This is a genomic window from Pseudodesulfovibrio karagichevae, from assembly GCF_041414475.1.
In the GTDB taxonomy this organism is placed as follows: Bacteria; Desulfobacterota; Desulfovibrionia; order Desulfovibrionales; family Desulfovibrionaceae; genus Pseudodesulfovibrio; species Pseudodesulfovibrio karagichevae.
The window spans coordinates 15,607-37,013 of sequence record NZ_JBGLYH010000004.1; the positions used below are offsets into that span (position 1 = coordinate 15,607).

The following is a 21,407-nucleotide window of genomic DNA, read 5'->3' on the forward strand; positions in this document are numbered from 1 at the left end:
TGCCCACGGGACAAGTCTTAATTCGATTCAGGGCCGCGCGGGCGTCTATCCGGGGAGGCGCCCCGGTACCCAAGCGGCTATTTGCACACCCGCTCCTCCTTGTGGTCCGGACTCTGTTCGCCGTCCACCAGCAGGTAGCGATTTTCCCACCGCTTGAGCATGGTCACGAGTACGATGATGTTGGCGTTGAGCCGGGTCACTTCGTTCTTGGTGGCCTTGGTCCATTTCCAGATGAACAGCGGGGCGAAGATCAGGCAGAAGAGCAGAACGATCAACAGGAAGAGGAGGATGAGCATGACCACGCCGTTGGTCGCTGCGATATATGGGTCCATGGTGTCTCCGTTTGGTTTGAGGTAGGAGATCGCGTACGGTCTCCATTGACGAGATGCGCGATGCCGAGCATGGGCGATGCCTGTCGGGCAACTGCGGATTCGAGGGAGTGGCGGTGAGGGGAGAAATGGTCACGACTGCCCCCGTTCCGAATGCGCGCGCCCGTCGGGCGCACCCATGGAATCGATCCTGAAACAGCGAGCAGCCATCATGCGATCTCCTCTCCGATACCGCATCCCGACCCAAAAGCAAAGAGTCCGGCAAGGGGTATACGCGAGCACGATCCGGCGGTCACAGGACTTGACCGGTAAGAGAGGAAGGCATAGAAAATCTCGCTAGTTCAGTATGTTCCCCTCACGGGGAACTCGTTTCCCCATGGGCCTCCCGAGCCGTTGTCCGGCAAGGGGGGCTTTGCGAGTTCACAACCACGTCAGCGGAGGCGGAGAAATGGGCAAGGTCATCGAGTTCCCCAAGAGCGTCAGGGAGCAACCGGAAGAGCCGGAATGCCGGATGAGCGATTGGCTCTACAAGCTGTACAGCCACCTGCTTGACCAGCGGGAGCGGCTGGCCGAAAGCGGGCGCGGGGACATGATCGAGGACATGGATATTGCCCTCACCCAGATACCGGCCGAAGTCATCGGTTTCATGAACCAGCGCTACGGCCTGGAACGCGGCATCGATTGGCCGCCCGAGAACTAGGGAGAGGTCAATGAACGCCAAAGACACCCAGATCGTCAGCGTCAGGGGCATGGACACCGCCGTGTGGCGGGCGTTTCAGGCCTACATCGCCATGACCGACCAGAAGACGCCCGACGCCATGAAGAAGGCCATCGAGAGCTTCATGCGAAGGGAGGGGTATGGCGGGCTGCTCGATTTCCGGCCCGATACGGGCGAGTGACCCCGGAAACGAAAAAGTCCCGCCCGGTCCAACCGGGACCTGGTATGGATGAGTCGATCGGATGGAATGTCCGGTCGGCTTTTTTCTTGGGGAAGGGGAGGCCTGAAACCACGAAAGTTGGAAAAATAACGACTTTCATCGAAAAAGATACTGGCTTTGCCGGAGATATATAACCTACTGATTAATAAGAATATATGCCACGATCTCAAAGGTTATATGTCGGGTGTCCGACAATTACCTGCCAAATTGGGAGGAATAAATGTTCCATGTTTCACAATTGGCGTTTGACATGCTTTTTGAGTTTCTGTAGGTCACTCCCCGGTGACGGGGGATCCCCCTCCCCGTGCCGTTTGGTAGAGAGAGTTCATGACATGTGTCCGTCCGGTTTGTTCGATTCTCCCTGTTTGATTTGGGAAAAAAAGCACAATCCGGAAGGACCCAGCTGGGGGAGTATTTTACCAGAGGTTCGAATCCTCTCCCTCTCCACCGCGGGAATGCGTGGGCCTGCATCGTCGCGGGCCCTGGTGTTGGGACCGTTTTGCATAATCGTTTGCGTCGATTTGCAGCGTGTTCCCGCAATAGCCTTGAGGAAATCGTCTCTGTCCGAACGGAAGACGTGTGACACTCTCCGACGGCCCCCCCCTGTTCAGGGACCACGCCGGAGAGCAGAGAGTGCTTGCGCCGTGCCGCAAGGAAAGACGAGTCGTTCTTTGGCCGGTTCGTCCGGTTTGAATCTTAAAAGAAATGGAATGAATACAATGGATAACATGCTTCACCATACGGCCCCCATGGCCTCCATGCCGCGCGGCCGCGCAAAGATTGAGCACTTCATCCCCGAAGAAGGCGTCTGTACCAAGGAGATCGACTTCATCGTGGACAACGGCAGCATCGACTACGTCAACTTCTCCGGTGGCTGCGAGGGCAATCTCAAAGCCATCGCAGCCATGATCGAGGGCATGAACGTCGACTTCGTCCTGGACCGCTTCAGCGGCATCACCTGCGGCTCCAAGTCCACCTCCTGCGTGGACCAGTTCTGCCACGCCCTGCAGGCCTACAAGGACAAGCACCGGGCCTGACGCGGTGCGCCTTGCCGCCTCACGGCAAAGAGAGCATGAAAAGAAAGCCCCAAGCCATGTGACCTGGGGCTTTCTTGTGTGCGATTACGGGACCCTTCGCAGCCTTAGCAGCCGCCGCTGCTTCCCCCGCCGCCATCGTTATCGCCGCCGCCTTCCCGCTCCTTGACGTGATTATTGAGGAGCTTTTCCCAATTATTCTTGGACTTTTTGGCTTCACTGATTTCCTTTTCAAGCCGGTCTTTTTTCATCTCGTCGTGGAGAACATCCGTCCAATCATTCGGTTTCGACTGGCTCATTCCCTTCAATTCCTTGGTCTTTTCCTCTATCTCCCGTTCACGCATTTTGATTTTATTTTTATAAAAATCCTCCATGTGCGTGTCTTTGTCCACGAACTCTTCCTTGGACGTTCCCGCCCATTTCTCAACAGGTGTCCTGGTGTCCGGGGGTGCCGGGGGAACCATACAGCCGGCCAATACGCCCAAGGCAAGCAAGACAATCACGCTACGCAACAGATTCGGCATTGTTCCCCCTCCGTCCTTTGGACTTATCGATTGTTGGCCGCTGCGGCGAGCAGGGAGTCGATGAGTTGCTCGTCGATACGCCCCGTCGGGGCCAATCCGGCATCCTTCTGGTACGCCTTGATCGCCTCAATGCTCCCCACGCCGATGTTTCCGTCAACGCTCATGGAATAATACCCCAGGGTCTTCAGGGCGTGCTGCACGTATTTCCTGGTTTCCACGGAAGCCAAGTCGTATTTGCTACCGGCAGCACGGGGTGCGGTCTGCGTACCGGCCGATCGGTTCACGGCCTGCGTTGTGACCGGCCAGGGCTGCAACCCCATTCTTTCGAGGGAAGCGGCGGTTTTCATCTCGGCGGTCACCGGAATGCCGTCTTCCTCGACCTGAGCGAAGTGATAGGCGGCCGTGCGGTAATTCCGTTGCACACCCACGATGCCCCGGGAGTAGATTTGCCCCAGCATGTAATGGGCCATTTGGTCGCCGTCATCGGCTGCGGCCTTGAGCAGGGGCATGCCCCTTTGCGGATCGGGTTGGACTCCTTCCACACCCGTGGCCAGGATGAACCCGAGTGTCCGCATGGCAGGAGCATACTGCTGGGCCACCGCCAGTTCTTCTATCTTTCGATACTCGGCAATATTCTTTTCCACACCATCGCCGTTCAGGTACATCTTGGCGAGTTCGTGTTGCGACTCGGCATCACCATCCCTGGCCGCCTTCAGATAATGTTCGTGTGCGGTAACCGGGTCGTTTTCCAGGTAAAGAGCCTTGTTCGCTTCACTGCGGTCGTGAATGCTCGTGATGTTTTCCACGCATCCGGACAGGCCGAGAACAGCAGCCGCCAAGAGAAAAAACAGAAAAAGTCGACTCATATGCCCTCCATGCAAGTTCAAACCTCTGTTTTCTTTATGCGACCATAAATAAAAAACATTCTTTTGTCATGAGGGTAGACGGCTTTTACCTGATAAGATCGCGACATGGAGTTCGGCATGCACCCGGCGCATCCGTGGCGACGTCAAAAGGGCGGAGGGAAACGCGCATGGGCTTCGTATTCCCATTTGCGCCCCCTCGTGAAGGATAAGGCTTTCGGCGGCGGAGAGCCGGAGTATGGCGATAATAGTATTGTAAAACGGATGGGGCACCCAAGGAGGAGCCGGGGGGGGCTCCTTCGCGCAGTCGAAAGAGATTGCCCGATGTGGCGGAAGGTTGCGTTTGGCGGCGCGTGATTTCGGAGCGATAATGCCCGCTCCGGGCATCCGTTACAAATGCTTGGGCAGGACGAACACGAACGAGGTCCCCGGTCCCTCTTCCTGAGTGACCTTGCCGCCCAGGTCCTCGGTTATCTCGTAGAGCATGGTTATGCCCAGGGACTGCGCGGGGCAGGAGCGGGGTTGGGCCTGGAATCCCGGTCCATTGTCCTTGTAGGTGAAGCGGAAGTTGTCCCCCATGTCTTCCAGCGACAAGGTGATGGTCGGATTGGGGTGGGCGTGGCCGAAGGCGTGGGTGAAGGAGTTGGTCACAAGCTCGTTCAGCAGCATGCCGAAGTAGACCGCCTTGTTTCCGGCGATCTCCAGCTTTTCCAGCGAGGTCTCCAGCCGGATCGCCTGATTCGGGGCCGCCTTGAGCCAGTTCTCCATCATCTTGCCGATGTAGGCCGAGAGCTCCACCGATTTGTGGCCCTCGTAGGCCAGGAGGGTATGCAGCTCCGCCACGCCCCTGATCTGATTGGTGAGCTTCTTCTGGTAGGCGGTGAATTCGTCCTTGGTCAGATCGCACGCGAGGTCGAGCTGGATCAGGCTGCACAGGATGTTCAGGTGGTTCTTCACGCGGTGGTGCACTTCGCTGATGGCCGTGTCGAACTGCCGCTTGTGGCTGGTCGTCTCCTGTTTTTCCAGTTGCAGCTGCAGGTCGGTTTCGGCGATGGACTTGAAGAGGGCGATGTCGTCGAGCAGGGCCTGATCCTCGGCCACGGGCTTGTCGCCCAGGGCGCACAGGGTGCCGAAGAGCTCGCCGTCGGGCCAGCGGATGGGGACGCCGATGTAGGAAATCAGCGAGAATTCCACGCTGGGGTTGTTCTTCCAGGCCTCGTCGTTGAGCGAATCGGGCACGAAGTTCACCGTGTTGCCGGTCATGGTGGTTTCGCAATACACACCAAGGCCTAAGGGGAATTTATCGTGCTCGATGAACGTCGTGTCCGGGGTTTCGTTGTGCAGGAAGACGTACAGCGTGTCCTGGTCCAGCCTGGTGATGAGCGCGTGCGGCTGGCGCAGCGCCGTGGCTGCGTGGTTGACCAACCGCTGCCACTTCTCCATGGTCTCGGCGGGAAGCTCTGGTTTGGAGCGCGATGAGGCGGCGACCAAAACCGCCTTGTCGTCAAACCTGCGCAGTCGTGAAACGACATAACCGGTACCTGAGTCCTTAACCATTCATCCCACCTCGGGTTTACTCGGTTGGTGCCTTTTTTTGAGGGCGTCACAACCTACAACAGAACAACCTATTAATTCAAGTAGCCGTTTCCCGCCCGCAGCCTCACGAAAGTTGTGAATCCCGTAACTGGGGGCCATGGTAATAAAGGAAAAGGGGCCAGCTGTTATGCTGACCCCTTTGGATTTCTGGCGGAGAGGGTGGGATTCGAACCCACGTACGGGCTATTAACCCGTAACTCGATTTCGAGTCGAGCGCGTTACGGCCGGACTTCGCTACCTCTCCGTGGTTGACTAGCGCCAATGTGAAGTGGGTATATAAACAGACTCGCGCCAAGTGGCAAGCACCTTTTGGAGTTTGCCGGAGGCGGGGGCGGCCCGGTTTTTGGGGGGCCCTGGTGCGGCGGGCATGAAAAAAGCCCCCGGACGACATCACTCGGGGGCTTTTTCGTGTCCGGGGGCAGCGGCCTAGAGCGGCTTGAGCTTGGTCAGGACGGGCTCGTCGTGATGGTCGCAGTCGTGGTGGTCGCAGGTGATCTGGTTGTCCTTGAGGTCGCCGGACAGCCATTTGTCGAGGACGTCCTCGATGGGGCCGGAGCAGCCCCGGACGACTTGGATGCCGACGTTCCTGAGGATGTTCAGCGCGCCTTCGCCCATGTTGCCGGCGAGCATGACCTTGACGCCCTTGTCGGCCAGGACCGGAGCGATGTCGGATTTGCAGCCGCAGCCCTGGGGTGAATCCATGCGCTCGCTGAAAACGATGCGGTTATCCTCAACGGTCACCAGGGTATAGTGGTCGCAGTGGCCGAAATGGTCGTCGATAAGTCCGTCGCGGGTGGGCAGTGCGATGATCATATGTCTCTCCTGAATGGATGAATGGGTCTGAATATGAGAAAATAATGCGGATTATTCCATTGTAAAGAGGGGACGCCTATTTTCTCCGCTCCAGGAAAAATCGCTTGAGCAGGGCGGAGCACTCCGAGCCCATGACGCCCTCCACGGTCCACAGCCGGTGGTTGGCGAAGGGCAGGGAGCAGCCCTGGAGGTTGGAGACCAGGGCCCCGGCGCGTTCGTCCCTGGCCGCGAAGACCACCCCGGCAACCCGGGCGTGGATGAGCGCGCCCGTGCACATGAGGCACGGCTCCAGAGTCACGGCCATGATGGTGTCCGGCAACCGGTAGTTGCCCATGACGCGGGCCGCCTCACGCAGGCAGAGGATCTCCGCATGCCCGGTGGGGTCATGGCTGGCGATGGGCCGGTTGTGCGCCGAGGCGAGCAGGGTGCCCGGGGGCGTGAACAGGGCCGCGCCGATGGGGGCCTCGCCCGCCTGGGCGGCCTTGCACGCCTCGCCGAAGGCCACGTCCATGAGGTCGCGCCAGGTGGTCCCGGCGGGCGGTTGGGGCGTGGTGGGGGCGGCCATGGCCGGGCCCTACCTCTCCTTGAGGTAGCGCACCCCGGCTTCGAGCATGGTCAGGCCCAGCGGGATGTTCGGGTCGGTGCCGCGCGTCCAGGACGGATGGTTGGTCCTGTGGTTGTACGCTTCGGGGTGGGGCATGAGGCCGAGGATGCGGCCGGTCGGGTCGGTCAGCCCGGCGATGCCCAGCGGGGAGCCGTTGGGATTGTACGGATATTCCAGGGTCACCTTGTTGGTCTCGGGGTGGACGTACTGGACAGCAATGAGATTTTCGTCCTGCAACGCCTGGAAGGTGGCGTCGTCCATCGGGATGATCTTGCCCTCGCCGTGGCGGATGGGCACGTCGAGATACTCGATGCCCTTGGTGAACACGCAGGGGGAGGCGGGGTTGGTCTTGAGCCGCACCCAGCGGTCCTCGAACCGGCCGGAGTCGTTGTAGGACAGGGAGACCTGGCGTTCGAAGTAGCGGCCGCCGATGCCCGGGAGCAGGCCCAGCTTGCAGAGCAGCTGGAAGCCGTTGCAGATGCCGAGGATGATGCCGCCCTTGTCGAAGAAGCCCTTTAGCTGATCCAGGACGGGCTTGCCGTCCGCGTCGTTCGACCACCGCCAGCGCAGGGCCGCCGCCTGGGCCGCGCCCAGGTCGTCGCCGTCGAGAAATCCGCCGGGGCAGAGCAGGTAGTTGTAGTCGTCCATGCGGACATGGCCCGCTGCGAGATCGGAAAAATAAACGATATCGGCATTATCCGCACCAGCTTCCTGCAGGGCGTAGGCGGATTCCTTCTCGCAGTTGGTGCCGTATCCGGTGATGACGAGTGCATTGACGCGGGCCATGAAAATCTCCTCTTCATATTGACTTTGTCGCAGTACCCTGCAAAATTTGCGAAGCAGGGACGCGCTGGGCTGGAACATACGTGTCCGGCGCACGACAGTCAACATGACCGGCGGACGAGATCGGTTGTGATATATCCTTACAATTCAAGCATAACCAAGGGGCTTTCTGACGTATGAAAACCAAGTTCATATTTATTACCGGTGGTGTTCTTTCCTCCCTGGGCAAGGGGCTGGCCGCGGCATCCATCGGCGCACTTCTCCAGGCCCGCGGCCTTAAAGCCACCATCCAGAAGCTCGATCCCTACATCAATGTCGACCCCGGCACCATGAACCCCTTCCAGCACGGGGAAGTGTATGTCACGGACGACGGCGCAGAGACCGACCTCGATCTCGGCCACTATGAGCGCTATCTGGGGACGGCCCTGAGCCAGCAGAACAACTACACCTCAGGCTCCATCTACAACTCCGTCATCCAGAAGGAGCGTCGCGGCGACTACCTGGGCGGCACCGTGCAGGTCATCCCGCACATCACCGACGCCATCAAGGAAGCGGTCATCAACCTGCCCAACGGCGAGGACGTGGCCCTGATCGAGATCGGCGGCACCGTGGGCGACATCGAGGGCCAGCCGTTCCTGGAGGCCATCCGCCAGCTCAAGAACGACCTGGGCAAGGAGAACGTCCTGTTCATCCACCTGACCCTGGTGCCGTACATCAAGGCCGCCGGCGAGTTGAAGACCAAACCCACCCAGCACTCGGTCAAGGAACTGCGCAGCGTGGGCATCCAGCCCGACATCATCATCGCCCGTTCCGAGGTGCGCCTGCCCGAGGACCTCAAGAAGAAGATCGCCCTGTTCTGCGACGTGGACCAGGACGCCGTGTTCACCGGCGTGGACGTGGACAATATCTACAAGGTTCCGCTCGAGTTCTACAACGAGGGCGTGGACCAGAAGATCGCCATCCTCCTGAAGCTGCCCGCCAAGAACGCCGAGCTCGCCCCCTGGGAGAACCTCGTCTACAGGCTGGAGAACCCCAAGGGTGCGGTCAAGATCGGCATCGTCGGCAAGTACGTCGACCTGACCGAGGCCTACAAGAGCCTGCACGAAGCCCTGATCCACGGCGGCGTGGCCAACGAAGTGAAGGTGGAGCTGGAATACGTCAATTCCGAGAAGGTCACCCCGGCCAACGTGGAGAAGAAACTCAAGGGCCTGGACGGCATCCTGGTGCCCGGCGGCTTCGGCTCGCGCGGCATCGAGGGCAAGATCCTGTCCATCAAGTACGCCCGCGAGAACAAGGTGCCGTTCTTCGGCATCTGCCTGGGCATGCAGTGCGCCTGCATCGAGTTCGCCCGCAACGTCATCGGCCTGGAAGGGGCCAACTCCGAGGAATTCGACAAGACCACCCCGCACAACATCATCTACCTGATGAAGGAGTGGTTCGACTTCCGGACCAAGAAGACCGAGACCCGCTGCGAGGAGTCCGAGAAGGGCGGCACCATGCGCCTGGGCTCCTACCCGTGCAAACTCAAGAAGGAGACCAAGGCCTTCGAGGCTTACAAGGCCGTGAACATCGACGAACGGCACCGCCATCGCTTCGAGTACAACAATAAATACATCGAGCAGTTCGAGGCCAACGGCATGGTCCTGTCCGGCACGGCTCCGGATGAGTCCCTGGTGGAGATCGTGGAGCTGCCCGGCCATCCCTGGTTCCTGGGCTGCCAGTTCCACCCGGAATTCAAGTCCAATCCCATGAACCCGCATCCGCTGTTCAGGGAATTCATCAAGGCATCCAAAGACGAGAAGGCCAAGAAGTAGCCTATGGCAGACCTGTACACCGCCAGCCGGTCCGGCCCGTTCATTCTGGCCGGACCCTGCGCCATTGAGACAAGAGAGATCGCGCTTCAGACCGCCGACGTGCTCGCCGGGCTGGCCGCCAAGCTGGACATTCCCATCGTCTACAAGAGCTCCTTCGACAAGGCCAACCGGACCTCGCTGACCAGTTTCCGGGGCCTGGGCATGGAAGAGGGGCTTGAGATCCTGGCCGAGGTGAAACGGACCACGGGGCTGCCCGTGGTCACGGACATCCACCACCCCGAACAGGCCGCGCCCGTGGCCGAGGTGGCGGACGTCCTCCAGATTCCGGCCTTCCTCTGCCGCCAGACCGACCTGCTGGTGGCCGCTGCCGAGACGGGCAGGGTGGTCAACGTCAAGAAGGGGCAGTTCCTGGCCCCCTGGGACATGAAGAACGTGGTCGACAAGCTCCGCGCGGCGGGCAACGACCAGGTCTGGCTGACCGAACGCGGCTCCACCTACGGCTACAACAACCTGGTGGTGGACATGCGCTCCATCCCGCAGATGCAGGCTTTCGGCGTGCCGGTGATCATGGACGCCACCCATTCGGTCCAGCTGCCCGGCGGGCTGGGCGGCGCTTCGGGCGGACAGCGCGAATACGTGCCGGTCCTGGCCTCGGCCGCCGTGGCTGCGGGCGCAGACGGCGTGTTCATGGAGGTCCATCCCGACCCGGACAAAGCGCTGTGCGACGGCCCCAACTCCCTGCCCCTGGCCGAGGTCGAAGCCCTCTTGAGGCGGCTTCTGGCCCTGTGGGAGATCAATCGTGGCTGACGCGACCGCACTGGCGAAAAAGATCAGGCTGCTGGTGCTAGACGTGGACGGCGTGCTGACCGACGGCGGCCTGTACTACGGCGACGACGGCATCCTTATGAAGCGCTTCAGCGTGCAGGACGGCCTCGGCATCAAGGTGGCCCAGGCCGTGGGCCTCGAGATCGGGGTCATCACCGGGCTGGACCAGAAGCCGGTGGAGAAGCGCGTCAAGGAGCTCGGGATCAAGCATTATTACGCGGGCCGTCACCGCAAGCTGCCCCTCTTCGAGAAGATGTGCGAAGAGGTCGGGGTCGCTCCGGAAGAGGCCGCCTACATGGGCGACGACTGGATCGACCTGGCCGTGATGCGCCGCGCCGGGCTGGCCCTGAGCGTGCCCAACGCGGTGCCCGAGGCGATCGAGGCCGCGGACTGGGTGTCCTCCCGCAAGGGCGGTCAGGGCGCGGTCCGCGAGGCCATTTCGTTCATCCTCGAGGCCCGGGGGCTCAAGGAACAGGCCCTGCAGCGCTGGGTGGGCTAGATGAGAGGGCGCCCGGCTCTGGTTCTCCTCATCATCTTCGCCCTGGGCCTGATCCTCGGCCTGGGCGTCAACGCGCTTTTCTTTTCCGACCCCATCCTGGAGAAGCAGGACACCGCCGAGCAGACGCCCATGTCCCGCGAGGACATGTTCGCCGACGCCGACGTCTCGGCCGAGGACATCGAACTGGTTCAGGGCAAGCAGGGCAGCATGGCCTGGAAGCTGCTGGCGAAGAGCGCCAAGTACAACCAGGAGCTCGGCATCATCGCCGTGGATTTCCCCCAGTTGACCGCCTACTTCGGCCCGGACCGCCGGGAGGTCTACGTCCAGGCCGACCGGGGCGAGGTGGACCAGGAAAACGACAACCTGACGTTGTACGACGGGGTCAGCGGCCGGTTCGGCAACATGGCCCTGGATGCGCAGCACCTTGATTATGTGGGCGCAATAGGTAAGGTGTATCTCAAGGGCGGCGTCACCGTGCGCCGTCCGGACATGACCGTCCAGGCCAAGGCCCTGGAGATCGACCTGGTCACGCGAGAACTGGTGGCCGCGGGCGGCGTGGAAGCGCTGCTGGCCCCCGAAGGGCTGGGAAGGAGTCCTTTGCATGAAAACAAGGAATAATACGTTGCTGAAAACGGTTCGCCATACGGGAATTCTGCTGATGCTGGCCCTGTTGCTGGTTCCGGCCCGGGCCATGGCCCAGGACTGGGGCGAGGTGCGCGAGGCCACGGTCAACCTCAACGTCCGCAAGGCGCCCGAACCCGGCGCCGAGCACGTGGTCACCCTGGCCAAGGGACAGCGGGTCCGGACCGATTTCCCCCAGAACGGCTGGCTGGCCGTGTTCGAACTGGGCGAGAAGGACCATGACCTGGCCAAGGCTGTGGGCTACGCCAACGCCAAATATCTCAAGGTGGTTTCGGTCGAGAAGCCCGCCGCCAAGCCCGCCCCCGCGCCCAAGAAGGACTCCGGCGAGGGCGAGGTCAAGGCCCGGGTGGCCGAGACGCCGCCCGCGCCCATCCCGGTGGGCGTGGACCCGAGCCGCATGCCGGTGAAGATCACCTCCGACCGCATGACCTACGACGAGACCGGCAAGGTCATCTCCTTCGTGGGCCACGTGGTGGCCACCCACGGCGAACTGACCCTCTGGGCCGACAAGCTCTCGGCCTACCTCTCGTCCAAGACCGACAAGAAATTCGCCGCCGACAGCGTGGACCGCATCGTGGCCGAGGGCAACGTGCGGGCCAAGAAGGGGACCACCGAGGGAACCTGCGGCATGCTGACCTACCTGGTAGGCCCGCAGATTCTCAAGATGGAACGGAACCCCAAGCTCCAGGACGGCCCCAACTCCCTGACCGGCGAGGTCATCAACTTCCACATCAAGGACGACCGGTCCGAGGTCATCGGCGGCAAGCAGCGCGTCAAGGCCGTGTTCATGACTCCCGGCAACCTGAAGGTGCAGTAGATGGCCGAGGGTCTGCGCGCAACGAACCTGTCCAAGCGGTACGGCCAGAAAGAGGTCGTGCACAACATCAACATCCAACTCGACGCGCGCGAGGTGGTCGGCCTGCTCGGCCCCAACGGCGCAGGAAAGACCACCACGTTCTACATGCTCGTGGGCATTGTCCAGCCCAACACCGGGGAGGTCTCCCTGGGCGGCCGCGTGCTCACGGGCAAGCCCCTGCACGAGCGGGCGCGCATGGGGGTCAGCTACCTGCCCCAGGAGAGCTCCATATTCAAGAAGCTGACCGTGCGCCAGAACCTGGAGATCATCCTCGAACAGACCTCCCTGACCTCGCGCCAGCAGCGGGCCAGGGCCGATGAACTCCTGGAGATGTTCACCATCACCAAGCTGGCGGACCAGGCGGCCATGTTCCTGTCCGGCGGCGAGCGGCGCAGGCTGGAGATCGCCCGGGCGCTCATCCTCGATCCGCAATTCATCCTCCTGGACGAGCCCTTCGCAGGCATCGACCCCATTGCGGTCATCGACATCCAGGAAATCATCTCCGTGCTCAAGTCCATGGACATCGGCATCCTCATCTCCGACCACAACGTCAGGGAAACCCTGAACATCTGCGACCGGGCCTACCTGGTTTACGAAGGCACGGTCATCCTGGAAGGGGCCCCGAGCGAAATCGTCAAGTCCAGCCGGGCCCGCCAGATTTATCTGGGCGAGGATTTCCGGCTTTAATCCGCCTCTCCCGTCTTTTTTTCCTCTTTCCCGATTTACACTGACCCCAAAGGTTGGTACACTTTTTTCATACCAGAATATGCTTGCTGAATTATTAGTCGAAACAGGATGTTAGCACAATTGTGTTGCATCCTTTAATCCGCTATGACATAGTTGAACCGGGAAAAATGTACGGTAGTCGAAAAAAAGTTTCTTTATTTGGCAACCGATAAACATAACTTCAAGCGAGTAACGAATCATGGGACTGGAACTTCGGCAACAGCTCAAGCTCTCACAGCAACTGGTCATGACGCCCCAGTTGCAGCAGGCCATCAAGCTGCTGCAGTTGTCGCGCCTTGAGCTGCTGGAGACGGTGCAGCAGGAATTGTTGGAGAATCCTTTCCTTGAAGAGACCGAGACCGACACCGAGGTTCCTGACAAGACGGAAGTCCTGACCGAGTCCCAGGCCGAGGAGGAACTGGTCCGCAACGCGGACTGGGAGAACTATCTCGGCGAATTCTCGTCCACCTCCAAGCAGGCCCTGTCCCGTGACATGGAGATGCCCGAGGAGGGCATGTCCTTCGAGGCCCGCCTGGCCTCCAAGCCCTCGCTCGAAGGGCACCTGAACTGGCAGATGCGCCTGTCGAATTTCACCGAGCACGAACTGGCCATCGGCGACGTCATTCTCGGCAACCTCGACTCCAACGGCTACCTGCAGGCCTCCCCGGAGGAGCTGGCCGCCATGGTCCAGGCCACCGAAGAGGAAATAGCGGCGGTCCTGCACCGAGTCCAGCATCTGGACCCGGTGGGCGTGGGCGCCCGCACCCCGCAGGAATGCCTGTTGGTCCAGATGGAGGTCCTCGGATACGACGACCCGATCATGGTTTCCCTGGTGCGCGATCACCTGGAGGACCTGGAGAAGAACCGCTACAAGCCCCTGGCGCGCAAGTTCAAGATCTCCATGGACGAGCTCAAGGCCTACCTGGACCTGATGCAGACCCTCGATCCCATGCCGGGCGCCAACTTCTCCAGCACCGAGCCGCACTACGTCAGCCCGGACGTATTCGTCTACAAGTACGGCGAGGACTTCGTCATCATCCTCAACGAGGACGGTATGCCGAGGCTCCAGATGAACACCTTCTACATGGATTCCATGAAGGGCGCGGCCGACAAGGAGAAGGAATATTTTCAGGAAAAGATGCGTTCCGCCGCATGGTTGATGAAAAGCCTGTACCAGCGGCAGCGAACCCTGTATAAAGTAGTTGAGAGCATTGTCGGCTTCCAACGGGCATTCTTCGAGGAGGGCGTGACAAAGCTCAAACCCCTGATCCTCAAGGAGGTGGCGGAAGACATCGAAATGCACGAATCCACCGTGAGCCGGATTACAACCAGCAAGTACGTTTCAACGCCGCACGGCATTTTCGAGCTGAAGTTCTTCTTCAACTCGGCCCTGGATCTGAACGACGGTTCCCAGGTGGGCTCGGAGAGCGTCAAGGCGCTCATCAAGCAAATGATCGCAGACGAAGACACGAAGAAACCGCTCAGCGACGAGCGAATCGGCGAAATCCTCCAGGAAAAGCTGGAAGTGAACATCGCCCGGCGTACGGTCGCCAAATACCGCTCGGCCATGGGTATTCCTTCGTCTTCAAAACGTAAGCAGTACTTCTAGGTTCTGCTTGAAGCACTCTCAACCAGGAGGCAGCGTATGAACATCAGCTTCACTTTCAAGAACTTCGAGCCTTCCGATCACCTCAAGGGGTATGCGGAAAAGCGTTTTGAAAAGGTAGCAAGATACGTTTCCGACGCGGAGGCTGATCTCCAGGTCAACCTGCTGGTCGACAAGTTCCGCCACAAGGCGGACGTGATCCTGAACTCGGATCGCATCCATATCTCGGCCTACGAAGACTCTGAAGACATGTACTCCACCATTGACATGGTCCTGGACAAGCTGGAAGCCCAGCTCCGCAAGATGCGTGAAAAGATGAAGAACCGCCCCAGACAGGCGCGTCCCAATAAAATGGTGCAGATGAACTACCTGTCCTACGAGGACATCGCTCCCGGTTCGTCCCCCACCATCGTCGGCACCGATGCATACGAGCCCAAGCCCATGTCCGTGGACGAGGCAGCCATGCAGCTCGATGCCCGTGACAATGAATTCCTGGTCTTCCTCAATGCGGAGACCGACGGCGTCAACGTGATATACAAGAGAAAGAACGGCGATTACGGCCTCATCGACCCCGGAAACTAAGCATGAAACTCAGTGATTACCTGGCGAAGGAGCTGATCCTTCCCGAACTCAAGTCCGAGACCAAGTCGGACGTATTGAATGAACTCGTCGCCCCCCTGGGCGAACAATATCCAGAGATGGACACGGACCATGCGGTCCGTGTCCTTCTCGATCGTGAACGGCTCGGCTCCACCGGCATCGGGGACGGCATCGCCATCCCCCACGGCAAGCTTGAGGACCTGGAAAAGGTCATCGTGGTCGTGGGCCGCAGCCGAAACGGTGTGGAGTTCGAGGCGCTCGACCACAGCCCGTGCACCATCTTTTTCCTGGTGCTCGCCCCGGAACAGGTGGCGGGCATGCACCTGCGCGTCCTGGCCCAGATTTCCCGTCTTCTCAAGGACGAGGAATTCCGCAAGGCGTTCCTGTCGGCCGATGACCTCGAGGCCCTCTGGGCTCTCCTCAAGGGCGTGTAACTCCATGGACGGACTCCGTTGACCTCGACCAACCCCTTTCCCGTGGTGATCGTCACCGGGCTCTCCGGGTCCGGCAAGAGTACCGCAATCCGGGTCTTCGAAGACTTGGGGTTCTTCTGTATCGACGGGCTGCCTTCCGAGATGTCGCCCAAGCTGGCCGACCTCATCCTCTCCTTCGACACCAAGTACCGCGGCCTGGCGCTCGGCATGGACCTGCGCCAGTTCGAGTTCGTGGACGGGTGGGGTAAGGCCCTGGAAGGGTTCGCCGAACTCGGCATCACCCCGCAGGTCCTGTTTCTCGAGGCCAAGATGGCCGAACTGGTCCGCCGCTACGCCACCACCCGTCGCCCGCACCCCCTGGAGTGCCGCAACCTCGGCCTGGAGCAGGCCCTGGAGATGGAGAAAAAGCTCCTGGAGCCCGTGCGGCGCGGGGCGGTCCTGGTCCTGGACACCACGGACTATTCCATCCACGACCTGCGCCGGGTCATCCAGGCCAAGTGGTCCTCCCTTGAGGACGTGAGCTTGGGCATGCGGGTGCACATCATCACCTTCGGCTTCAAGTATGGGGTTCCGTCCGAGGCCGATCTGGTTTTCGACCTCCGCTTTCTGCCCAACCCCTATTTCGACAAGTCCCTGCGCCCCATGTCCGGCCTGGACAAAGCGGTCTCCGACTATGTCCTGGGCAACCCCACGGGGGCGGGCTTCATCAAGCGGTTTCATGAATTTCTGCTCTATCTCCTGCCGCTTTACGCCGAAGAAGGCCGCTACAGGATCACCCTGGCCCTGGGCTGTACCGGCGGCCGCCACCGGTCGGTTTCCGTGGCCGAGTCGGTGCTGGCAACCCTGAAGGAAAAAGGGTATACGGTTTCGATCGAACATCGACACATGGAACTCGGTTAGACATGGCTGCAAACACTGACAAAAAAGATGTCGTGATCGGCGTGGTGCTGGTTACCCACGGATCCTTCGGCGAGAGCCTGCTCAAGGCCGCGGAAATGGTCATGGGACCGCAGGAAAACTGCCTGGCCGTCGGCATCGACGTGCAGAAGGGCGTGGACGAGGCCCTGGAAGGGGTGCGCAAGGCGATCCAGTCCCTGGAGCAGGGCAAGGGCGTCCTGGCCCTGACCGACCTGTTCGGCGGTTCCCCCACGACCATGTCCCTCTCCCTCATGAAGTCCGAAAATCTCGAAGTCATCACCGGCGTCAATCTCCCCATGGTTGTGGCCGCGCTGCAGGCCCGGTCCATGAAACTGCCCGAGCTGGCCGACAAGGTCATGGAAGCGGGGCAGCAGGGGATCAAGGTCGCCGGGGCGATGCTGCGCAAAAAAGCAAAGAAATAGGTATGATGCCGTGACTCTCGTTCGTATCGACAACCGCTTGATTCACGGCCAGATCATTGAGACGTGGCTGCCGTACACCGGCGCCAAGAACGTTGTCGTGGCCAACGACGAACTGGCCCACGACATCCTCCAGCAGGAGATCATGTCCCTGGCCATCCCCCAGGCCGTGAAGAGTTCCTTCGTCACCGTGGACGAGGTGCCCGCGATCATGTCCAAGCTCTTCTCCGCGCCGGGCGATCATGACACCATCATCCTCTTTTCCAGCTGTTCCGATGCCCGCCGCGCCTTTGACTCCGGGTTCGATTTCCACGTGCTGAACATCGGCAACGTCCACTACAGCCCGGGCAAGCGCCAGATCTCCCCGAGCGTGGCCCTGTCCGACGAGGACGAGACCTGCCTGCGCCACCTGAACCGCAAGGGCGTCGAACTCGACTTCCGCTGCGTGCCCAACGATCCCGTGCAGGTGAGGTTCTAGGCCATGATCGTTCAGCACACCCTCGCCTGGTTCGCCATGGTCGCTTTTTTTTTGCCCTCTTTTCCCAGTTCCGCTCGTCCTTAACCATTGGTCTGCTTGAGCGCCCCCTGGTGGTCGGCTTCTTCTGGGGCGCGGCCACGGGCGAGTATACCACCAGCCTGTACATCGCCATATTCTTCGAACTGTTCTGGCTCGACCTCATCCCCGCAGGGGCGTACATCCCGCCCCAGCTCACGGCGGCCACCTTCTCGGCCCTGGCCCTGACTACATGGTTCGGCCTGGACCAGCCGTCCAGGATCATGTTTGTGCTCTTCGCCAGCATGCCGCTGGCCTGGATCGGCACCAAGGTGGAAGGGTGGCTGCGCGAACGGGAGCAGGGGAGTTACAACGCGCTGCTCAACTGGGCGCGCACCCCCGATTCCAAGAACCTGCCCGGCGCGCTCATCCTCCGGTCCATGGCCAAGGGACTGTTCATGAGCTGGGCGACCTTCCTGGTGGCCGTCCTCATCCTCAAGCAGGGGTTCGAGCTCGTCTTCTCCGCCTATCCGACGATTTTCTCGCACCTGGGCGTGACCTGGGCCCACCTCTGGGTGGCCGCCTCCCTCGGCGGCCTCATGGCCCTTCGCCTGAAGCGGGCCTACGTCATCCTGGCTACCGGCGTCATCCTCTTCGCCCTGTACCGTTTCCTGCCCACCTTGTAGGGAACCGTGTCCCGCCTCCGGACCGGATATCCGGTACGTTTGTTCGGCGGGGCAATGCTTTGGGATCATCTTCACATGGTTACTGCCGGGCAGCCTGCGTCCCGACAGCTGCATCGGACCGAGTATTCACACTGCGGTTCACGCGGGAAGCCTTGCGGGGCTTGGCTTGTAGCGGTCTGGTGGCATTCCGGCGACAGGCGATGTCCTTTTCGCGATTTTATCGCTTGGCCTTCGCTTTTAGCTTGGCAGCCGGAATGCTTTGTGATATCTGTCACATTCTGTTTTCGATGCTCAATTTCCTTATACAGGATAATTCAATTAGGAGGACTTGATATGGCTATTTTGGTTGTTGGACACAAGAACCCCGATACCGACACCGTCGCTTCCGCGATCGGTGCCGCCGACCTGTACAGCAAACGTGGTATGGAGGCCAAGGCCGTGACCCAGGGCGAGATCGCTCCGGAGACCGCCTTCGTGCTCAAGAAGTTCGGCGTTGCCGTTCCCGAGATCGTCACCGACGCCACCGACAAGCAGATCATCCTGGTCGACCACACCGACATTTCCCAGACCATCGACAATCTGGACAAGGGCGAGCTCCTGGCCGTCGTCGACCATCACAAGCTGGGTGACATCACCACTTCCGGTCCGCTGGAAATGTGGGTCTGGCCCGTGGGCTGTTCCGCCACCGTGCTGAAGTCCATGTACGACTTCTACAACGTCGAGATCCCGGCCAACATCGCCGGCATCATGCTGTGCGCCATCCTGAGCGACACCGTCATGTTCAAGTCCGTCACCTGCACCGACGCCGACAAGGCCGCCGTCGAGGCGCTGGCCAAGATCGCCGGTGTGTCCGATGTCATGGCTCTGGGCATGGAGATGTTCAAGGTCAAGTCCGCCGTTGACGGCGCTTCCGCCAGCGAGCTGGTCTTCCGCGACTACAAGGACTTCGACATGTCCGGCAACAAGGTCGGCATCGGCCAGCTGGAAGTCGTGGACCTGTCCATGCTGGACGCCCACAAGGCCGCCCTGCAGGCCGAGATCGAGAAGGTCAAGGCCGAAGGCCGCCATTCCGTCTTCCTGCTCCTGACCGACATCATGAAGGAAGGCTCCGAGATGCTCATCGCCTCCGATGATCCCGCGGTCGTCGAAAAGGCTTTCGGCATCGCCACCAAGGGCGAGCCGGTCTGGCTGGACGGCGTCATGAGCCGCAAGAAGCAGGTCGCCCCCAACTTCATCAAGGCCTTCGAAGGCTAAGCTGCAACAGCTGATTTAGTGCGCAAAGTCGGGCCCGCCAGCGTTGTGCTGGCGGGCCTTTGCTTTTCCCTTTTTCAATCAATGTTGAATGACGCGACAGATTCGACTTGGACTTGTCGTCTCTCATCCCTCCTGTCCGCGCTCCTTGTTTTCCGTTTTGAATTACATGGCCATGGACAAAAAAATGTAAAGTTTTCTTTCGATAACAGCCCTAATGTGTAAGGCCTGCCGACAATTTAATTAGTTCAAGACGATCAATTTATTGAAATACAAAGGGGTTGTGTTTGGCACACGCCTTGCTTTGTGAATATATTGTCAAATGTCAGCCGGCCCTGCTACCTCATTCCAAAAGGCGATCCTATGAAGAAAATTTTATTGTCATTAGCCATTTGCATGCTGTTGATTCCCAACATGGCCAACGCCAGCGTCTTTACCTTTGATGACGACTCCCAACTTTCGGCATGGTACCCCGACCGTACCGCTCCCGACCAGTTCGCGACTACTCCGGACGGCCGCCTCGCCATCGGAATAGCGCCTCCCGTGCCCGGTCTGGAATTTTATCAGACCAAAGGTCAAAAGACGGACATCAATACGCCCGCCACAGGCAAGATGATCATCGGCGACCTGTTCGTCGACGCCAACTGGCATGACATGCGCGCGGGCCTGTGGGGAACATCGAGCGTCGGCAGTGTGACCGGCTGGCCGATCATCAGTTGGCATAATCTGACCGACAGCTACGGGTTCCATGTCTGGGATCTGAATCATTGGGTCGCGGTCGGGCTGGATTATACGGTCCAAGACGCCTGGTATTCACTGGGAATGGCCATCACCGGCAGTTCTATTGACTACTACATCAACAATTCGTTGGTATATAGCTCCTCCCTTTTCCTTCCCACGACAATCGATGAGATCATTTTAAATACCAAAACTTCCCAACCTCAGGAATATACGGTGTTATGGGACAATGTCGGCGTGGTCGATGCGCCGACTCCCACTCCCGAGCCGTCCACGTTCCTTCTGCTCGGGGTCGGTATTGCCGGGTTGCTGGCTGTTGGCAAGAAAAAGATCAGCAAGATATAAAGCAAGTTACCGTACAAATGAGAGAGGCGTCCTTCATGAAGGGCGCCTCTTTTGTTTTGTTGAAATTGCTGGACGGGAAACCAGGAGGGAGACGGAATCAAAAAAGGGACGGCCAGGAACCGTCCCTTTTCGGGAGATGACGAAAAAAGACCCCGGCTATGAGCCGAGGCCTGGATATCACAAAAGACCGGCAGTTTTCAGCACGGCTTTCAGTTTGGGTTTGTTCTCGTCCTGCAGCGGGACGATAGGCAAACGGAACTGAGCGTCCTTGAAGATGCCCATCATGGCCAGGGAGGTCTTGACCGGGATGGGGTTGGTTTCCATGAACATGGCGCGGTTGACCGGGGCCATCTTGAGGCTCAGTTCGAGCGCCTTTTCGTGGTCCTTGTCGAAGAACGCCTTGCACATGCCGCTCATGACCTTGGGCATGATGTTGGAAATAACGGAAATGACCCCGACGCCGCCCACGGCCAGCAGGGGCAGGGCGGTGAAGTCGTCGCCGGACAGCAGCATGAAGTCGCGACCGCAGAGCTCCAAGACTTCGGCGCCCTGGGTCAGGTTGCCGGTGGCCTCCTTGACCGCCACGGCCTCGGGCACCGCGTCCTTGATCAGCTTGAGCGTGGACGGCAGGCAGTTCAGGCCGGTCCGTCCAGGCACGTTGTAGATGACCATGGGCAGGGGGGCCGCCTGGGCGATGGCCTTGAAGTGGGCCACCAGACCGCCGGGCGTGGGTTTGTTGTAGTAGGGCGTGATCTGCAGGGTGGCGTCGGCCCCGGCGTTCTTGGCCATCTTGGTCAGCTCGATGGCTTCCTTGGTGGAGTTGGATCCGGCCCCGGCGATAACCGGCACGCGGCCCTTGGTCTGCTCCACGCAAATTTTGATGACCCGCCCCTGTTCCTCATGGGACATGGTCGCCGCTTCGCCGGTCGTGCCGCAGGGCACCAGGCCGTCGATGCCCTGCTCGATCTGCCATTCAATGAAATCGCGATAGGTCGATTCGTCGACCTCGCCATCCTTGAAGGGCGTCGAGAGAGCGGTGAAAGCTCCTCGTAATTCCATCGTCATCTCCTC

General features: G+C 60.1%; 26 protein-coding genes and 1 tRNA gene. 18 read left to right on the top strand and 9 right to left on the bottom strand.

The features are described 5' to 3' along the window. Positions 1-77: 77 nt before the first annotated feature. On the bottom strand, positions 78-332 hold the full coding sequence (locus tag AB6M95_RS02460) for a hypothetical protein (protein ID WP_371385145.1): 255 nt from the start codon (positions 330-332) through the stop codon (positions 78-80). A gap of 445 nt (positions 333-777) precedes the next feature. On the opposite strand from AB6M95_RS02460, the gene AB6M95_RS02465 reads away from it, so the two are divergent. The 3 genes from AB6M95_RS02465 (at position 778) to AB6M95_RS02475 (ending at position 2,304) form a co-directional block, all read left to right on the top strand. Next, entirely contained in the window at positions 778-1,029 is a 252-nt protein-coding gene (locus tag AB6M95_RS02465; RefSeq protein WP_371385146.1) for a hypothetical protein, read from the top strand. A 10-nt stretch (positions 1,030-1,039) separates the two neighbouring features. Next, positions 1,040-1,228: a hypothetical protein gene (locus AB6M95_RS02470; protein WP_371385147.1), complete on the top strand. Its 189-nt coding sequence runs from the start codon at positions 1,040-1,042 to the stop codon at positions 1,226-1,228. A gap of 758 nt (positions 1,229-1,986) precedes the next feature. Then, positions 1,987-2,304, top strand: a complete 318-nt coding sequence (locus tag AB6M95_RS02475; protein WP_371385148.1) for a TIGR03905 family TSCPD domain-containing protein — start codon at positions 1,987-1,989, stop codon at positions 2,302-2,304. Between the two features lie 104 nt (positions 2,305-2,408). On the opposite strand, the gene AB6M95_RS02480 is transcribed toward AB6M95_RS02475, so the two are convergent. From AB6M95_RS02480 to AB6M95_RS02510, 7 genes are all read right to left on the bottom strand, one after another. Next, complete coding sequence (locus tag AB6M95_RS02480) at positions 2,409-2,825, bottom strand: hypothetical protein (RefSeq protein ID WP_371385149.1); 417 nt, start codon at positions 2,823-2,825, stop codon at positions 2,409-2,411. 23 nt (positions 2,826-2,848) lie between these two features. After that, positions 2,849-3,691 (bottom strand): peptidoglycan-binding protein, encoded by an 843-nt coding sequence (locus tag AB6M95_RS02485; protein WP_371385150.1) that lies wholly within the window; start codon positions 3,689-3,691, stop codon positions 2,849-2,851. A gap of 387 nt (positions 3,692-4,078) precedes the next feature. After that, entirely contained in the window at positions 4,079-5,245 is a 1,167-nt protein-coding gene (locus AB6M95_RS02490; protein ID WP_371385151.1) for a histidine kinase dimerization/phosphoacceptor domain -containing protein, read from the bottom strand. Positions 5,246-5,432: 187 nt separating this feature from the next. Further along, positions 5,433-5,528 (bottom strand) — tRNA-Ser (locus AB6M95_RS02495). Between the two features lie 182 nt (positions 5,529-5,710). Further along, the gene (locus AB6M95_RS02500) at positions 5,711-6,097 is read right to left on the bottom strand and encodes a NifB/NifX family molybdenum-iron cluster-binding protein (protein ID WP_371385152.1); all 387 of its coding nucleotides are present in this window, start codon (positions 6,095-6,097) and stop codon (positions 5,711-5,713) included. Between the two features lie 76 nt (positions 6,098-6,173). Further along, positions 6,174-6,662 (bottom strand): nucleoside deaminase, encoded by a 489-nt coding sequence (locus AB6M95_RS02505; protein ID WP_371385153.1) that lies wholly within the window; start codon positions 6,660-6,662, stop codon positions 6,174-6,176. Positions 6,663-6,671: 9 nt separating this feature from the next. Further along, a complete protein-coding gene (locus tag AB6M95_RS02510) occupies positions 6,672-7,487 on the bottom strand; it encodes a phosphoribosylformylglycinamidine synthase subunit PurQ (RefSeq protein ID WP_371385154.1) in 816 nt (271 codons plus the stop codon). 173 nt (positions 7,488-7,660) lie between these two features. On the opposite strand from AB6M95_RS02510, the gene pyrG reads away from it, so the two are divergent. From pyrG to AB6M95_RS02585, 15 genes are all read left to right on the top strand, one after another. Then, positions 7,661-9,298, top strand: a complete 1,638-nt coding sequence (gene pyrG, locus AB6M95_RS02515; RefSeq protein ID WP_371385155.1) for a CTP synthase — start codon at positions 7,661-7,663, stop codon at positions 9,296-9,298. 3 nt (positions 9,299-9,301) lie between these two features. Next, complete coding sequence (gene kdsA, locus AB6M95_RS02520) at positions 9,302-10,105, top strand: 3-deoxy-8-phosphooctulonate synthase (protein ID WP_371385156.1); 804 nt, start codon at positions 9,302-9,304, stop codon at positions 10,103-10,105. Further along, on the top strand, positions 10,098-10,622 hold the full coding sequence (locus AB6M95_RS02525) for a KdsC family phosphatase (protein WP_371385157.1): 525 nt from the start codon (positions 10,098-10,100) through the stop codon (positions 10,620-10,622). Before kdsA ends, AB6M95_RS02525 begins: the two co-directional genes overlap by 8 nt. Next, positions 10,623-11,240 (top strand): LPS export ABC transporter periplasmic protein LptC, encoded by a 618-nt coding sequence (gene lptC, locus AB6M95_RS02530; protein ID WP_371385158.1) that lies wholly within the window; start codon positions 10,623-10,625, stop codon positions 11,238-11,240. Beyond that, positions 11,224-12,081, top strand: coding sequence for an LptA/OstA family protein (locus AB6M95_RS02535; RefSeq protein WP_371385159.1), 858 nt, complete (start codon positions 11,224-11,226; stop codon positions 12,079-12,081). Before lptC ends, AB6M95_RS02535 begins: the two co-directional genes overlap by 17 nt. After that, positions 12,082-12,807, top strand: a complete 726-nt coding sequence (lptB, locus tag AB6M95_RS02540; RefSeq protein ID WP_371385160.1) for an LPS export ABC transporter ATP-binding protein — start codon at positions 12,082-12,084, stop codon at positions 12,805-12,807. Positions 12,808-13,045: 238 nt separating this feature from the next. After that, positions 13,046-14,455, top strand: a complete 1,410-nt coding sequence (rpoN, locus tag AB6M95_RS02545) for an RNA polymerase factor sigma-54 (protein ID WP_371385161.1) — start codon at positions 13,046-13,048, stop codon at positions 14,453-14,455. Positions 14,456-14,491: 36 nt separating this feature from the next. Then, positions 14,492-15,034, top strand: coding sequence for a ribosome hibernation-promoting factor, HPF/YfiA family (gene hpf, locus AB6M95_RS02550; RefSeq protein WP_371385162.1), 543 nt, complete (start codon positions 14,492-14,494; stop codon positions 15,032-15,034). 2 nt (positions 15,035-15,036) lie between these two features. Then, on the top strand, positions 15,037-15,486 hold the full coding sequence (locus AB6M95_RS02555) for a PTS sugar transporter subunit IIA (RefSeq protein ID WP_371385163.1): 450 nt from the start codon (positions 15,037-15,039) through the stop codon (positions 15,484-15,486). An 18-nt stretch (positions 15,487-15,504) separates the two neighbouring features. Beyond that, positions 15,505-16,386 carry an RNase adapter RapZ gene (gene rapZ / locus AB6M95_RS02560; protein ID WP_371385164.1) on the top strand — a complete coding sequence of 294 codons (882 nt, stop codon included), beginning with the start codon at positions 15,505-15,507 and terminating at the stop codon, positions 16,384-16,386. Positions 16,387-16,388: 2 nt separating this feature from the next. Next, the gene (locus AB6M95_RS02565) at positions 16,389-16,826 is read left to right on the top strand and encodes a PTS sugar transporter subunit IIA (protein WP_371385165.1); all 438 of its coding nucleotides are present in this window, start codon (positions 16,389-16,391) and stop codon (positions 16,824-16,826) included. 10 nt (positions 16,827-16,836) lie between these two features. After that, complete coding sequence (locus tag AB6M95_RS02570) at positions 16,837-17,301, top strand: PTS sugar transporter subunit IIB (RefSeq protein WP_371385166.1); 465 nt, start codon at positions 16,837-16,839, stop codon at positions 17,299-17,301. Positions 17,302-17,327: 26 nt separating this feature from the next. Continuing rightward, on the top strand, positions 17,328-18,002 hold the full coding sequence (locus tag AB6M95_RS02575; RefSeq protein WP_371385256.1) for a PTS sugar transporter subunit IIC: 675 nt from the start codon (positions 17,328-17,330) through the stop codon (positions 18,000-18,002). Positions 18,003-18,335: 333 nt separating this feature from the next. Then, complete coding sequence (locus AB6M95_RS02580; protein WP_371385167.1) at positions 18,336-19,256, top strand: manganese-dependent inorganic pyrophosphatase; 921 nt, start codon at positions 18,336-18,338, stop codon at positions 19,254-19,256. 360 nt (positions 19,257-19,616) lie between these two features. Continuing rightward, complete coding sequence (locus tag AB6M95_RS02585) at positions 19,617-20,336, top strand: PEP-CTERM sorting domain-containing protein (RefSeq protein ID WP_371385168.1); 720 nt, start codon at positions 19,617-19,619, stop codon at positions 20,334-20,336. 177 nt (positions 20,337-20,513) lie between these two features. On the opposite strand, the gene dapA is transcribed toward AB6M95_RS02585, so the two are convergent. Beyond that, the gene (gene dapA, locus AB6M95_RS02590; RefSeq protein WP_371385169.1) at positions 20,514-21,395 is read right to left on the bottom strand and encodes a 4-hydroxy-tetrahydrodipicolinate synthase; all 882 of its coding nucleotides are present in this window, start codon (positions 21,393-21,395) and stop codon (positions 20,514-20,516) included. Positions 21,396-21,407: the final 12 nt, after the last annotated feature.

Excerpts from the sequence above, each read along its gene's own strand:
- AB6M95_RS02535 (WP_371385159.1), top strand. The coding sequence starts at position 11,224 with ATGAAAACAAGGAATAATACGTTGCTGAAAACGGTTCGCCATACGGGA.
- rpoN (WP_371385161.1), top strand. The coding sequence starts at position 13,046 with ATGGGACTGGAACTTCGGCAACAGCTCAAGCTCTCACAGCAACTGGTC.
- AB6M95_RS02480 (WP_371385149.1), bottom strand. The coding sequence starts at position 2,825 with ATGCCGAATCTGTTGCGTAGCGTGATTGTCTTGCTTGCCTTGGGCGTA.
- lptB (WP_371385160.1), top strand. The coding sequence starts at position 12,082 with ATGGCCGAGGGTCTGCGCGCAACGAACCTGTCCAAGCGGTACGGCCAG.
- AB6M95_RS02510 (WP_371385154.1), bottom strand. The coding sequence starts at position 7,487 with ATGGCCCGCGTCAATGCACTCGTCATCACCGGATACGGCACCAACTGC.
- dapA (WP_371385169.1), bottom strand. The coding sequence starts at position 21,395 with ATGGAATTACGAGGAGCTTTCACCGCTCTCTCGACGCCCTTCAAGGAT.
- AB6M95_RS02555 (WP_371385163.1), top strand. The coding sequence starts at position 15,037 with ATGAAACTCAGTGATTACCTGGCGAAGGAGCTGATCCTTCCCGAACTC.
- AB6M95_RS02505 (WP_371385153.1), bottom strand. The coding sequence starts at position 6,662 with ATGGCCGCCCCCACCACGCCCCAACCGCCCGCCGGGACCACCTGGCGC.
- AB6M95_RS02470 (WP_371385147.1), top strand. The coding sequence starts at position 1,040 with ATGAACGCCAAAGACACCCAGATCGTCAGCGTCAGGGGCATGGACACC.
- lptC (WP_371385158.1), top strand. The coding sequence starts at position 10,623 with ATGAGAGGGCGCCCGGCTCTGGTTCTCCTCATCATCTTCGCCCTGGGC.
- AB6M95_RS02485 (WP_371385150.1), bottom strand. The coding sequence starts at position 3,691 with ATGAGTCGACTTTTTCTGTTTTTTCTCTTGGCGGCTGCTGTTCTCGGC.
- AB6M95_RS02460 (WP_371385145.1), bottom strand. The coding sequence starts at position 332 with ATGGACCCATATATCGCAGCGACCAACGGCGTGGTCATGCTCATCCTC.
- pyrG (WP_371385155.1), top strand. The coding sequence starts at position 7,661 with ATGAAAACCAAGTTCATATTTATTACCGGTGGTGTTCTTTCCTCCCTG.
- AB6M95_RS02585 (WP_371385168.1), top strand. The coding sequence starts at position 19,617 with ATGAAGAAAATTTTATTGTCATTAGCCATTTGCATGCTGTTGATTCCC.
- AB6M95_RS02465 (WP_371385146.1), top strand. The coding sequence starts at position 778 with ATGGGCAAGGTCATCGAGTTCCCCAAGAGCGTCAGGGAGCAACCGGAA.
- AB6M95_RS02565 (WP_371385165.1), top strand. The coding sequence starts at position 16,389 with ATGGCTGCAAACACTGACAAAAAAGATGTCGTGATCGGCGTGGTGCTG.
- kdsA (WP_371385156.1), top strand. The coding sequence starts at position 9,302 with ATGGCAGACCTGTACACCGCCAGCCGGTCCGGCCCGTTCATTCTGGCC.
- AB6M95_RS02490 (WP_371385151.1), bottom strand. The coding sequence starts at position 5,245 with ATGGTTAAGGACTCAGGTACCGGTTATGTCGTTTCACGACTGCGCAGG.
- AB6M95_RS02475 (WP_371385148.1), top strand. The coding sequence starts at position 1,987 with ATGGATAACATGCTTCACCATACGGCCCCCATGGCCTCCATGCCGCGC.
- AB6M95_RS02500 (WP_371385152.1), bottom strand. The coding sequence starts at position 6,097 with ATGATCATCGCACTGCCCACCCGCGACGGACTTATCGACGACCATTTC.
- hpf (WP_371385162.1), top strand. The coding sequence starts at position 14,492 with ATGAACATCAGCTTCACTTTCAAGAACTTCGAGCCTTCCGATCACCTC.
- AB6M95_RS02580 (WP_371385167.1), top strand. The coding sequence starts at position 18,336 with ATGGCTATTTTGGTTGTTGGACACAAGAACCCCGATACCGACACCGTC.